The following is a 12,378-nucleotide window of genomic DNA, read 5'->3' on the forward strand; positions in this document are numbered from 1 at the left end:
CGGGGGGGGGCCCCCCCGCGCCGCGCCGGGGGGGGGGGGGGGGGGGGCGCCCCCCCCCCCCCCCCCCCGGCCCCTCCCGCATGTGCGCTGCGCACCCGGAAGGGCCATTTCCGGGCGGGGCTGGTTGACATGGCTCGCTCAGCTCTCTACCGTCCGTTGGTTGTTAGGAAACCTACTTAACCAATGCCCTGCCTGCCCCCAGGGAGACATCCGTGGTCCTCCGTCCGGCACCAATCCGGCGGCGGGCGCGAGCCCGCGTCCGACGCGCTCTGACCGCCTCGCTCGCCGTCGGCGGCCTGCTCCTCACCGTCTCCCTCACCACGGGCGCCGCGCCCCCGCGCGGCGGACCGGCGGTGGGCGGCCCGACCCCGGTGACCCGGGTGGGCGCGGCCCCCGGCACCGCGACCCCGCTCGCGGGCTTCGCCACGCAGTCCTCGGCCAAGGTGTCCGACACCCCCGCGGCCATCTCCACCCCCGGCTACCCCGCGTCCGGCTGGCACCCGGCGGGGCCCCGGTCGACGGTGCTCGCCGGGCTGCTCGCGGCCGACACGTACCCGGATCCGTTCTACTCGACCAACCTCAAGAAGATCCCCGCGGCCGACTTCACCGTCCCGTGGTGGTATCGCGGCGACTTCACCGTGGCCGACACCTCCCGCCGCACCTATCTGGACGTCAGCGGTGTGGTGTCCGCCGCCGATGTGTATGTCAACGGCGTCCAGGTGGCCACCAAGGACCGGATCGCCGGTGCGTACACCCAGCATGAGCTGGACGTCACCGACCTGGTCAGGGCGGGGGCCAATACGGTGGCGTTCCGTGTTCAGCCCAACGATCCGCGCAAGAACCTCACGATGGGCTGGATCGACTGGCTGCAGCCCCCGCCCGACGAGAACATGGGCATCATCCGCGATGTGCTGGTGCGCCGCGGCGGCCCGGTGGCCCTGCGCGACGCGCATGTGACGACCCGGCTGGACACTGAATCGCTCGCCTCCGCCGAGCTCACCGTCAAGGCGCGGGTCCGCAACGACTCCGCCTCGTCGGTCACCGCCACGGTCTCCGGCACGGCCGGCCCCGCGGCCGTCAGCCGCACGGTTTCACTCGCCCCGCACGAGACCAAGGCCGTCACCTTCGCCCCCGCCGACTTCCCCCAGCTGCGCCTGGACCGGCCCAAGGTGTGGTGGCCCGCCGGGATGGGCGACCAGCCGCTGTACGACCTCGACCTCACCGCCACCGTCTCGGGCTCTCCCTCCGACACCGCCCATCACAGCTTCGGTATCCGCGACGTCAAGGCGCCACTGAACGCCGACGGTGCCCGCCAGTACCGGATCAACGGACGCCCGCTGCTGATCAAGGCGGGCGGCTGGTCCCCCGATGTGTTTCTGCGCTGGGACGCCCGCTCGGTGGAGGACCGGCTGAAGTACACCCTCGACCTGGGGCTGAACACCGTCCGCCTCGAGGGCCATATCGAGCCGGACGAGTTCTTCGACCTCGCCGACCGCTACGGCGTTCTGACCCTCCCCGGCTGGGAGTGCTGCGACAAGTGGGAGGGCCAGGTCAACGGCGATGAGACGGGGGAGAAGTGGACCCCCGCCGACTACCCGGTCGCCAAGGACTCGATGGCCGCCGAGGCCGCGCGTCTGCGCGACCACCCCAGCGTGATCTCCTTCCTCATCGGCAGCGACTTCGCCCCCGACGCCACCATCGAGAAGAACTACCTCGACGCCCTCGAGGCCGCCGACTGGCCGAACCCGGTGATCCCCGCCGCCTCCGCCAAGTCCTCCCCGAAGCTGGGGAAGTCCGGCATGAAGATGACCGGCCCCTACGACTGGGTGCCGCCGGACTACTGGTACGCCAAGCGGGAGGGCGGTGCCACCGGCTTCAACTCCGAGACCAGCGCCGGACCCGACATCCCCACCCTGGACACGCTCCGCCGCATGATGTCCCCGAGCGAACTCGAGACCCTGTGGCGGGATCCGTCGGCCAAGCAGTACCACCGGTCCCCGTCCGCCACCTTCGGCGACCTCAAGCTGTTCGACAACGCGCTGATCGGCCGCTACGGAAAGCCGACCGGGCTGACGGACTACGTACGCAAGGCGGGGCTGGCGCGGTACGAGGCGGTGCGCGCTCAGTTCGAGGCGTACGCGCGCAACTTCTCCGACACCTCCCGGCCCGCCACCGGTGTCGTTCACTGGATGCTCAACAGCGGCTGGACCTCGCTCCACTGGCAGCTCTTCGACCGCTATCTGGACCAGGGCGGGGCCTACTACGGGGCCAAGAAGGCCAATGAGCCGCTGCACATCCAGTACTCCTACGACTCCCGCTCGGTGGTCGTGGTCAACAGCGAGCACACCGCCGCCACCGGTCTCACCGCCCGGGTCAGCCTCTACACCCCCGACGGCACCCGGAAGTTCGACAAGAGCGCCACCGGCCTCCGGGTGCCGGGCGACGGTGGCAAGGCCACCGCGCTCACCGTCCCGGCCGATGTGAGCGGGCTGTCCGGCGCCTATCTGGTCAAGCTCCAGCTCACCGATGGCGCGGGCAAGGAGGTCAGCCGCAATGTGTACTGGCTCTCCACCGAGATGGACGTGCTCGACTGGGACAACACCGACTGGTACTACACCCCCACCACCTCGTACGCGGATCTGACCGGGCTCGACGACATGGCCGAGGCGCCGGTGTCCGCCACCGCCACCACGACCGGCGGGCCGGACTCCACCGCCACCACGACCGTCACCCTGCGCAACACCGGGAGCGGGAGCACACCGGCACTGCTCGTGGACGCCCATCTGGTGAACGGCGCGGGCAAGCCGGCCCTGCCCGTTCGCTGGTCGGACAATGAGGTGAGCCTGTGGCCGGGTGAGTCGGTGACGCTCACCGCCACCTATCGCACCGCGGACCTGGGCGGTTCGGCCCCCTCGGTGCGGATCTCGGGCTGGAACACCGCCACCCGCACCGTCCCCGCGGCCACCAAGGCCCGCTGACCGCCCATGTCCTGAAATCGTGTCGAAAGGAATTTTCTCGGCGAGTCCGACGCATGGAGCAAGTTCACACTTTTGTATGCTTTCTCCAGCGCGTCGTTCCCTCGTGTCGGACAGTCACTGTCCGTACGCTCACGAAAGGGGCTCCATATGCACACCATGGAGGTTCGCCCGCCGGTACCCAGCCGTTCCAGCAGCAGATGGCGTCGATACGGCCGACTCGCCGCCGCCAACTTCGTCCGGGGTGCCTCGTACGCGTGCGGCACCGCGGCCATCGGCCTGATGGCCTGGTGGGTGCAGACCCGCTGACACACCCCACGCCGCCACCCCGCCCCGAGCCGGAGCCCCAAGGAGCCCCTGACCCTGATCGTCCGCGGTCCGGGGGGGGGGGGCCCCCCGCCCCCCCCGCGGGGGGGGGGCGCCCGGCCGGGGCGCGCGGGGCCGCCCAACCGCGGGCGGCCGCCGCGGCCGGACTACGCCTGAGGATGCGGCTGCGAGCGGAAGCGGGGGAAGTGCGTCCGCCGGTGCTCGGCGCGCGGGGCGCCGGGTCCGCCGAGACTGGTGCGCAGCTGGATGCCGTGCATGACCTCGATGATGCCCAGCGCGAGCAGCCAGATACCGGCCACCACCGTGAGCGCCGTGATCGAGCCGAAGGGCGCCACGATCAGGATGATCCCGCCCAGGATGGTGAGCAGACCGAGGAACACCTGCCAGCCCCGGGCGGGCATGCCCTCACCGGAGATCGCCATGGCGGTCATCATCACGCCCCGGATCAGCCAGGCGAAGCCGATCCACAGCGCGAGCAGCAGGATCGACTGGGCCGGACCCCGGAAGCAGAGCAGTCCCAGCAGCACACTCAGCGCGCCGGTGACGAAACTCAGCACCCGCAGAGTCCTCGGGACATGCGAACCGAAGGCCCCGGCCAGTTGGAAGATCCCGCTGATCAGCAGATACGCGCCGAACAGGACGCCGATCACCACCAGGGAGGGACCCGGCCACGCCAGCACCATGATACCGAGCGCGATCGCCACCAGACCCGCGGTCACCATGACCTGCCAGGTGGTGTTGGACAGCATGTTCTGCATCGTGGCGTAGGGGTTGCCTTCATCGGCGGGCCGCTCTCCCGGCCGGCCGTAGGGTTCCTCTCTCGGCTGCCCGGCGTCATGCGGACTGTCGGAGGAGTAAGTCATGGTCGTCCACCTCCTCGGGGGGACACGATGGCCGTAGCCCACAGATCCATCGTCCCTCCGCGCCGGTTCCAGCGCCTCGCGGGCGGTGGACCCGCGTGGCAAGGTGGTGGTGAGGCCGTGTCCTGGTGCGCGTCATAGGGAGGCCCGCATGGACGACCGGGAGTTCTTCCAGACGGTGGCGGACCGCACCCAGCTGTCACGGCAGGAGGCGGCCGACGTCACCCGAGCCACGCTCGAGACCCTGGCGGCCCGCCTGAGCGCGGGCGAGGCCCGCGACCTCGCCCAGGAGCTGCCCGGACACCTCCGGGAGTCCCTTCGGCGCGGGCCGGAGGAGATGGAGATCTTCGACCCCGAGGAGTCGGTCCGCAGGGTGCACATGCGCACCGGGCTGTCCGAGCCGGAGGCCGACCGGGGTGTCCGGGCGGTCCTCGCCACGCTCCGGGAGGCCGTCTCCGCCGAGGAGTACGGCCACGCCATGTCCCAGCTGGGCAGCGAGTTCGCGAGGATGGCGGAGTCCGTGCGCTGACCCGCCCACGGACGGTGGGCTCAGCCGGCCCGCCAGCCGCTCCACCGGTCGACGGTGATCTCCACGACCGGCCCGCGCGGCGGCCGGTCCCGGTACTGGGCCGGGTAGGTGTCCACGAGCAGCCGGACGTAGTCCGAGGACACCGGCGACTCGCCGGCCGGTGGCAGGACGCGGGCCGTGCCATCGGCGCGCGCCCACCACAGGTGGTCCCAGTTCTCGTCGTAGTCGTCCACCAGGAGGCATACGGCGGGGTGGGCGCGGATGTTGTCCAGGCGCTTGAGCCGTGTCGTCCGCTTCGGCTTGTGGTCGACGGCCGTCACCACCGTGTCGCCGGTCAGCGCGAAGACCACCGGCACCAGATGCGGGCGGTCCTCGGCGCCGACGGTGGCCAGCCGGGCCAGCCTGGCCCGCGCGAAGCGCTCACGCGCCCGCTCGCTCGTCAGCTGCGGCATCGCGACTCCCGGCACCTCACTGGAACCGGGCGGCGATCCGGGCCATCGAATCCAGCCGTGCGATCGTCTCCGTCTCCGGCATCGTCGGCAGATAGAACAGCGCCCGCTCCACACCGATGCGCTGATATTCCTCGGCCACCTCGGCGTCCTCGGGCATCGCGTACAACGTCACCGGTACGTCGCGGCCGGCCACCTCGCGCATCCGCTCGATCTGCGGGCGCAGCTCCTCGGGGGAGCCGCTGTTGGCCAGCCAGGCGTCGCCGATGGCGGCGATCCGCCGGAACGCGGCCTCGCCGCCGCCACCCACATAGATAGGCGGATGCGGCTGCTGGACCGGCTTGGGCCACTGGAAGACCGGGTCGAAGTTCACGAACTCCCCGTGGAATTCGGCCTTCTCCTTCGTCCAGAGCGTAACGATGGCCCGCAGCCGCTCGTCCATCAGCCGGCCCCGGGTGGACGGATCGGTGCCGTGGTTCTCCATCTCCTCGCGGTTCCAGCCCGCGCCGACCCCGAAGACGGCCCGCCCGTCCGAGATCAGGTCGAGGGAGGCCACTTCCTTTGCGGTGATGATCGGGTCCCGCTGCACCACCAGGGCGACACCGGTGCCCACCAGCAGACGCCGGGTGACCGTGGCGACCGCGGCCAGTGTCACGAATGAGTCGAGGGTGCGGTAGTAGACGTCCGGCAGGTCCCCGCCACCCGGATAGGGGGTACGGCGCTCCACCGGGATATGGCTGTGCTCGGCGACGAAGAGCGCGTCGAAACCGCGCTCCTCCAAGGCCCGCCCCAAGGGGGCGGGCCGGATGCCCTGGTCGGTGACGAACGTGGATACGCCGAACTTCACTGCGGCTCCCTGGGACGGTGCGTGGATGACATACGGGAACCACATGGGTACCCGGCCGCGCGGAAACCACAACGGTGCGCACGAGTGACACGGCCGGGTGGCGGGCGGACCGCGCGGCGCGAGCCCTACGACCGGGGCTCGCCCGGCCCGAGCAGGACACCACGCCCCGCGTAGAACCGCCCGAGGTCACCCCAGGGGACCTCGGCGAAGCGCTGGGTCCGGTCCGGGAAGCCCGACGGGTTGTGCACGAGGAGATGGTCCGGGGTGGCGCCGACGGCCAGCACCAGATGGCCGCCCCGGTGCGGCGGCCGCGGGTCCAGGGTGCGCAGGGAGGGGTGGACGGACAGCATCGCCAGCCGCCCGGCCACCAGATGTCCCGGCAGCTCCTCGGCCGGAAGCTGGGGCCGGGACTCGGCGAACAGCTCCCAGCGCCGCCTGGCGTAGGCGGCGAACGGGGCGTAGATCAGCCCGTCCACCCGGTCCGGGTGGCGCACATACGCACCCGCCTCGACGCACTCCTCGGCGAGTGTCACCGCGGGTGGCGCGGTGCCGCGCCAGTGGTCCAGCGCCATGCGCAGACACGCCATCCCGCACAGCCGCCACGACCAGAACGCGTACTCCTCCGGGCTCGGCGCCCCGGACTTCTGCCACAGCGGATCGTCGGCCGCCGACAGGGTGCCCGCGATGATGTCGGGCACCAGGCCGGGCGACTCCCACTGGGCGTAGTAGGGCACGGGGTGGATGAGGGAATCCGGGGTCTCGGGCATGTGCGCCAGTCTTCCCCAGCTCCGCCCGCCGCGCCCCGGCCTCCGCTCAGCCGCCCGTGGCGAAGCCCGGGAAGAGGGTCATGCCACCGTCGACGTAGAGGGTGCTGCCCACCACGTAGTCGCACAGGTCGGAGGCCAGGACGACGGCGGCGTTGGCGATGTCCAGGGGGTCGCCGACGCGGCCGTACGGGATGAGCCGCAGGAGGGAGTCGCGCGCCTCGGGGGTCTGCCAGGCGCTGCGGTTGATCGGGGTCTTGATGGCGCCCGGCGCGATCGCGTTCACCCGGATCCTGTGGGGTGCGAACTCCTGGGCCAGGGTCTGCGTCAGCATCGCCACGCCGCCCTTGGACGACGCGTAGTTCACATGGCCGGCCCAGGGGATGGTCTGGTGCACCGAGCTCATGCAGATGACCTTCCCGGCCGCCCGCGACACCTCCGGGACCACACCGCGCCGCAGGAACTCCTTGATGGCCTCCCGGGCGCACAGGAACTGGCCGGTGAGGTTGACGGAGATGACCTTCTCCCACTGCTCGAGTGTCATCTCGGTCGTGGCCGCGTCCCGCTGGAGCCCCGCGTTGGCGACGAGGATGTCGATGGTGCCCAGGCGGTCGACCATGGTGGACACCAGGTCGACGACCTGGTCCTCCTGGGACACATCGGCCTGATGGGCGTAGGCCCGCACACCGTGGCTCTGGATCTCGGCGACGACGGCCTCGGCGGCCGGCCGGTCGCTGGCGTAGTTGACCACCACATCGGCGCCGGACCGGCCCAGCGCGATCGCGGTGGCCTTTCCGATCCCCGAGTTCGCCCCGGTCACCAGCGCCTTCTGCCCCTTGAGGAGTTCCGGGACATGTACCGGAGGAGGACGATCGGGATTGCTGTTCACTGGCTCGGTCTCCTTCGTCGGTCAGTCACCCGCCGCCCCGACCCTCGCAGCCCGCCGGGGGAGCCGTAGCCCCCCACGGCGCCACGGTCACCCGCTAAGGCGATGCACATCGTTCCAGCGGCGCAACGTGGCGACCGGCTCAGTTCGCCTCCGCGAGCGCCTGGGCGCGCAGGGTGGAGCAGGTGCGGTTGATGAGCCGTGAGACGTGCATCTGGGAGATGCCCAGGTGCTCGGCGATCCGGCTCTGTGTCATATCGCAGAAGAAACGCATGTAAAGGATCTGCCGCTCCCGGTCCGGGAGCCGGCTGAGACCGGGGCGCACGGCCTCGCGGTCCACCACCCGATCGTAGGCGGGCTCCTGGGCGCCGAGCGTGTCCGCCAGCGAGTAGCCGTCGTCGGCGCCGGCCAGCTGGGCGTCCAGGGAGAGCGGGGTGAAGCTGCCCATGGCCTCCATGCCGGCGCGCACCTCCTTCTCGGTCAGCCCGGTGCGCTCGGCGATCTCCTGGGCCCGCGGCGGCCGGTCGTCCGCCCCGTGGGACAGCTCGTGGTGGGCGGCCCGCACCCGGTTGCGCAGGTCCTGGACCCGGCGGGGGACATGCAGCACCCACAGGTGGTCCCGGAAGTGGCGCTTGATCTCGCCGACGATCGTGGGCACCGCGAATCCGGCGAAGGCGGTGCCGTGTTCCGGGTCGTACCGCTTGACGGCCTTCACCAGGCCGAGCGCGGCCACCTGCTGGAGGTCCTCCAGCGATTCGCCGCGGTTGCGGTACTGCCGGGCCAGCCGTTCGGCCATCGGCATCCATGCCTCCACGACCCGACGGCGCAGCGCCTCCTTCTCCGGCCCGTCGGGGAGCCGGGCCATTTCCGCGAACTCGGCGCCGGTGTCCGGCGCGTCGTCATGCGGGTGCTTCGTGGGGCCGGTCTGGGGCCGTGTCATGTGCTGCGTCTGCTGCGTCGCGGTCGTCACGGAACACACCTCCTGCGATGGGCTGACGGGTCACCTGGGACCGGGAGTGCATCGCGGGAGGTTCACGGGGACGTGCGGGGACCGGCGCGCCGCCGCGGTGTGGAGCGTCGCAGACTGCTCCCGCGGTGCGTGCCTACGGTCCGAAGCACGGATATCCGCCTGCCCTGGGCCTCCAGGGGCAAACAAAGTTCTTCCGGACCGGTTGACGACATGGCACACCGGTGCGAACGCCCGGTCCGGGTGTCCGCCGTCGGGCCGGGCTCAGCCCAGCAGCGCGGCCACCGTCATCAGCACCGGCGGCGCGAGCAGGGTGGACAGCAGGATCGACTCACGGGCCAGGACGGTGGCGGTCTGATACCGGGTGGCGTAGGTGAACAGGTTCTGAGCCGCCGGTAGCGCGGAGGTGACGACGGCGGCGAACAGCGCCGGGCCGCTCAGCCGGAACACACCCGCCGCGATGGCCCACGCCACCACCGGCTGGGCGAAGGACTTCAGCGCCACCGACAGCAGCACGGGCCCGCGCTCCTCGCCGCGCCCGGGGAGCTGACTGCCCGGCAGCGAGATCCCGAAGGCCAGCAGTACGGCGGGCACGGCCATGCCGCCCAGCAGCGAGAGGGGTTCCACGACGGGCCCGGGGACCCGCCAGCCCGTGGCGGACACCAGGACACCGGACAGCGAGCCGATCACGATGGGGTTCCGGAACGGGCTGGTCAGCCTGCGGATCAGCGAGGGGCGCGTATCGGGACGGGAGAGGTCGATGACCGTCAGGGCGATCGGGGTCATGACGAGCTGCTGGAAGAGCAGCACCGGGGCGATCAGGCTCGCGTCGCCCAGGACGTACATCGCGATGGGGATGCCGAGGTTGCCCGCGTTCACATAGCTCGCGCACAGCGCGCCGATCGTCGTCCGGCCGACGCTCCACCCCCGTACGGCGCCGACGGCCACGAACGTGCCCGCGACCACGAAGGTGCTCAGAGCCGTCACCAGCAGCGGTGTGGAGACGACGACGGACAGGTCGGCCTTGGAGAGCGTGGTGAACAGCAGCGCGGGGGAGGCCACATCGAAGGAGAGCTTGGTGAGCACATCGCGGCCGTGGGCGCCCAAGGAGCGGCGGCGCCCGATGACATAGCCGGTGACGATGATGGTCGCGATGACACCGAAGCCGGTGATCACACCGCCCACTGGGCCTCCACCCCACCGTGGCCGGAGCCTTCGGCGCGGGGTGCCGCGGGGTCTCGTCCGCTCGTCGTGGTGGTCGAGGGCCAGGGCGCGGCGGTCATCAAGGGCGTCTTCCGGGTGCGTAGGGTCAGCATGCACCCTACAAGTAATTCGGCCGCCGCGCTGTGATGTCGCTGACGGGCGGGGGTATCCGGGCTCAGATGATGGTGAGGGTGCGGCCCCGCTTGGCCAGGGAGCTATTGCCCGCGAAGACCCGGATCTCGCCCTTCTGGAGCAGGAACCGGCCGTGCGGATCCTGGGTCCAGAAGCCCAGTTCCTCGGCGGTCAGCCGGAACCGGACCGTGGTGGCCTTCCCGGGGCCGAGGCTGACCCGGCGGAAGCCGCTGAGCCTGCGCACCGGTTGCACGATGCTCGCCACCGGATCGCGGATGTACAGCTGCACCACCTCATCGCCCTTGCGGCGCCCGGTGTTGCGCACCGCCACCGCGACCTCGACGGTGTCGCCCTTGCGCAGCGCCTCGGCCCGGACGCGGCTGACACTGAGCCGGGGTTCGCCGATGTCGAAGGTGGTATAGCTGAGGCCGTGGCCGAAGGGGAACCGCGGTCCGTAGGCCAGGTCGAGGTACTTGGACGTGTAGTGGTTCGCCCGGTCGTAGGGGCGTCCGGTGTTCTCGTGGTTGTAGTAGATGGGGATCTGCCCGACCGTGCGCGGAAAGGTCACGGGCAGCTTGCCACCGGGGTTCACGGTGCCGAAGAGCACATCCGCGATGGCGTTGCCGCCCTCGATCCCCGGATGCCACGCCTGCAGCACGGCCGGTGTGCGGTCCAGCCAGCCCTCCATCGTCAGCGGACGTCCGCTGAGCAGCACCACCACGAACGGCGCCCCGGTGTCCGCGATCGCGGAGATCAGCCGCTCCTGCCGGCCGGGCAGGCCGAGGTCGCTGCGTACGGACGCCTCCCCGCTGAGCGTCGCCGCCTCCCCGACCACCACCACGGTCACATCGGTCGCCCGCGCCGCCGAGGCCGCCCGTGCGATGCCCCGGGTGTTCCGGCCGGACGCGTCCACGCCCTCGACATGGCTGATCCGGGCCTTCGGCGCCGCGTCCTTCACCGCGTCCACCACGGTGACCGGGCGGAACTTCTCGGCCCAGGGCCCGGCCCAGGAGCCGCGCAGATCCGTGGAGTCGGCGAAGGGGCCGACGACGGCGATGGAGCCCGATCTGTCCAGCGGGAGCGTGGACTTCTCGTTCTTGAGCAGCACCATGGTGCGCCCGGCCGCCTCACGGGCCGCCGCCCGGGACGCCTTCGTGGGCCCGGTGATCGCCGTGTCCTCGTCCGCGTAGGGGTGCTCGAAGAGCCCGAGCCGGAACTTCAGCCGCAGGATGCGGGCCACCGCGTCGTCCAGCCGCTCGGTGGTGATCTCACCCCCGCGCAGCAGCCGCTTGCCGTACTCGTTGATGGTGGTGCTGGCCATCTCCATGTCGATCCCGGCGTTGAAGGCCAGCCGGGCCGCGTCGGAGCGGTCGGCGGCATAGCCGTGGACGATCATTTCCTGAACGCCGTTGTAGTCGCTGACGACGAAGCCGCCGAAGTCCCACTCCTCCTTGAGGATCTCGGTCAGCGCATGCCGGTAGCCGTGGGCGGGGACCCCGCTGACGGTGTTGAAGCTCGCCATGACGGTGGCCACCCCGGCGTCCAGGGCCGCCCGGAACGGGGGGAGGTAGAGGTTGCGCAGCCGGGCCTCGGAGACATCCACCGTGTTGTAGTCGCGGCCGCCCTCGACGCCCCCGTAGGCGATCATGTGCTTGGCGCAGGCCGCGAGATGGCGCCGGGAGCGCAGGTCGTCGCCCTGGTAGGCGCGGGTCTTGGCGGCCGCGAGCCGCGCCGCCAGATACGGGTCCTCGCCGTCGCCCTCGGCGATCCGTCCCCAGCGCGGCTCATGGGTGACGTCCATCATCGGCGAGAACGCCCAGTGCACCCCGTTGGAGCGGGCCTCTCGCGCCGACACCTCCGCGTCCCACTCGGCCACCGCGGGATCGAAGGCGGCGGCCTGGCCGAGGGGGATGGGAAAGGTGGTCCACATGCCATGGATGACATCGAGCCCGAAGATCAGCGGAATGCCCAGCCGGGACTCCTCGACGGCCATCCGCTGGAGCGTGTTGGTGGTGCGGGCCCCGTAGATGTTGAGCACGGAGCCCAGCCTGCCCCTGCGGGCCGCCTTCTCCGCGGCGGCGGTCTGCCCGCCACCCGGTCCGGTGGCGCCGGTCCAGGCGAGCTGCTGGAGCTGGCCGAGCTTCTCGTCGATGGACATCCGCGCCATCAGCGCCTGGATCCTGGTCCCGTACGGACCGGGCTCCCGCCCCGGCCGGGCCCGGCGGGCGGAGGGGGCGGGCGGGGCCTGGGCATGGGCGGTCGCGGCCTTGCCCGCGATGGCCGTCCCCCCGGCCGCGGCGAGCACCGTACGTCTGCGCACATCGTTCATGGTCTTCGTCCTGGTCTTCGGCGATCGGTGCTCCCCGAGCCCGGTTTCCTCAAGACCATGCCGGTCCCGACCCCGTGCGGGACGTGGGCCGCCACCTGGGTCTTCTGCCA

Annotated in this window: 11 protein-coding genes; 3 read left to right on the forward strand and 8 right to left on the reverse strand. The window is 71.3% G+C overall.

Going from position 1 to position 12,378, the window contains the following annotated elements; genetic code table 11:
- The first annotated feature begins 212 nt into the window (after positions 1 to 212).
- Together ACFXB5_RS33590 and ACFXB5_RS33595 are read left to right on the forward strand one after the other, a co-directional pair.
- Entirely contained in the window at positions 213 to 2,978 is a 2,766-nt protein-coding gene (locus tag ACFXB5_RS33590; protein ID WP_385215058.1) for an exo-beta-D-glucosaminidase, read from the forward strand.
- A gap of 147 nt (positions 2,979 to 3,125) precedes the next feature.
- A complete protein-coding gene (locus ACFXB5_RS33595) occupies positions 3,126 to 3,284 on the forward strand; it encodes a hypothetical protein (protein ID WP_164502469.1) in 159 nt (52 codons plus the stop codon).
- Positions 3,285 to 3,448: 164 nt separating this feature from the next.
- Here the strand turns inward: ACFXB5_RS33595 and ACFXB5_RS33600 are convergent, their stop codons facing one another.
- A complete protein-coding gene (locus ACFXB5_RS33600) occupies positions 3,449 to 4,165 on the reverse strand; it encodes an HdeD family acid-resistance protein (protein ID WP_385215061.1) in 717 nt (238 codons plus the stop codon).
- A 148-nt stretch (positions 4,166 to 4,313) separates the two neighbouring features.
- On the opposite strand from ACFXB5_RS33600, the gene ACFXB5_RS33605 reads away from it, so the two are divergent.
- The gene (locus ACFXB5_RS33605) at positions 4,314 to 4,691 is read left to right on the forward strand and encodes a DUF2267 domain-containing protein (protein WP_385215063.1); all 378 of its coding nucleotides are present in this window, start codon (positions 4,314 to 4,316) and stop codon (positions 4,689 to 4,691) included.
- Positions 4,692 to 4,711: 20 nt separating this feature from the next.
- Here the strand turns inward: ACFXB5_RS33605 and ACFXB5_RS33610 are convergent, their stop codons facing one another.
- The 7 genes from ACFXB5_RS33610 to ACFXB5_RS33640 form a co-directional block, all read right to left on the reverse strand.
- Positions 4,712 to 5,143 (reverse strand): TIGR03668 family PPOX class F420-dependent oxidoreductase, encoded by a 432-nt coding sequence (locus tag ACFXB5_RS33610; protein WP_385215066.1) that lies wholly within the window; start codon positions 5,141 to 5,143, stop codon positions 4,712 to 4,714.
- 16 nt (positions 5,144 to 5,159) lie between these two features.
- Entirely contained in the window at positions 5,160 to 5,987 is an 828-nt protein-coding gene (locus ACFXB5_RS33615) for an LLM class F420-dependent oxidoreductase (RefSeq protein WP_385215069.1), read from the reverse strand.
- Between the two features lie 125 nt (positions 5,988 to 6,112).
- Positions 6,113 to 6,754, reverse strand: a complete 642-nt coding sequence (locus ACFXB5_RS33620; protein WP_385215071.1) for a C39 family peptidase — start codon at positions 6,752 to 6,754, stop codon at positions 6,113 to 6,115.
- A 46-nt stretch (positions 6,755 to 6,800) separates the two neighbouring features.
- Positions 6,801 to 7,640, reverse strand: coding sequence for an SDR family oxidoreductase (locus ACFXB5_RS33625; RefSeq protein WP_385215075.1), 840 nt, complete (start codon positions 7,638 to 7,640; stop codon positions 6,801 to 6,803).
- Between the two features lie 139 nt (positions 7,641 to 7,779).
- Positions 7,780 to 8,577 carry a SigB/SigF/SigG family RNA polymerase sigma factor gene (locus tag ACFXB5_RS33630; RefSeq protein WP_385215124.1) on the reverse strand — a complete coding sequence of 266 codons (798 nt, stop codon included), beginning with the start codon at positions 8,575 to 8,577 and terminating at the stop codon, positions 7,780 to 7,782.
- A 291-nt stretch (positions 8,578 to 8,868) separates the two neighbouring features.
- A complete protein-coding gene (locus ACFXB5_RS33635; protein ID WP_201847909.1) occupies positions 8,869 to 9,789 on the reverse strand; it encodes an AEC family transporter in 921 nt (306 codons plus the stop codon).
- Between the two features lie 193 nt (positions 9,790 to 9,982).
- Positions 9,983 to 12,268, reverse strand: a complete 2,286-nt coding sequence (locus ACFXB5_RS33640) for a glycoside hydrolase family 3 N-terminal domain-containing protein (protein WP_385215077.1) — start codon at positions 12,266 to 12,268, stop codon at positions 9,983 to 9,985.
- Positions 12,269 to 12,378 lie beyond the last annotated feature (110 nt).

The sequence above is a fragment of the Streptomyces sp. NPDC059455 genome, assembly GCF_042750115.1.
Lineage (GTDB): Bacteria > Actinomycetota > Actinomycetes > Streptomycetales > Streptomycetaceae > Streptomyces > Streptomyces endocoffeicus.

Coding starts and splice junctions, on each gene's coding strand:
- ACFXB5_RS33595 (WP_164502469.1), top strand. CDS start 3,126: ATGCACACCATGGAGGTTCGCCCGCCGGTACCCAGCCGTTCCAGCAGC.
- ACFXB5_RS33600 (WP_385215061.1), bottom strand. CDS start 4,165: ATGACTTACTCCTCCGACAGTCCGCATGACGCCGGGCAGCCGAGAGAG.
- ACFXB5_RS33605 (WP_385215063.1), top strand. CDS start 4,314: ATGGACGACCGGGAGTTCTTCCAGACGGTGGCGGACCGCACCCAGCTG.
- ACFXB5_RS33610 (WP_385215066.1), bottom strand. CDS start 5,143: ATGCCGCAGCTGACGAGCGAGCGGGCGCGTGAGCGCTTCGCGCGGGCC.
- ACFXB5_RS33620 (WP_385215071.1), bottom strand. CDS start 6,754: ATGCCCGAGACCCCGGATTCCCTCATCCACCCCGTGCCCTACTACGCC.
- ACFXB5_RS33630 (WP_385215124.1), bottom strand. CDS start 8,577: ATGACACGGCCCCAGACCGGCCCCACGAAGCACCCGCATGACGACGCG.
- ACFXB5_RS33640 (WP_385215077.1), bottom strand. CDS start 12,268: ATGAACGATGTGCGCAGACGTACGGTGCTCGCCGCGGCCGGGGGGACG.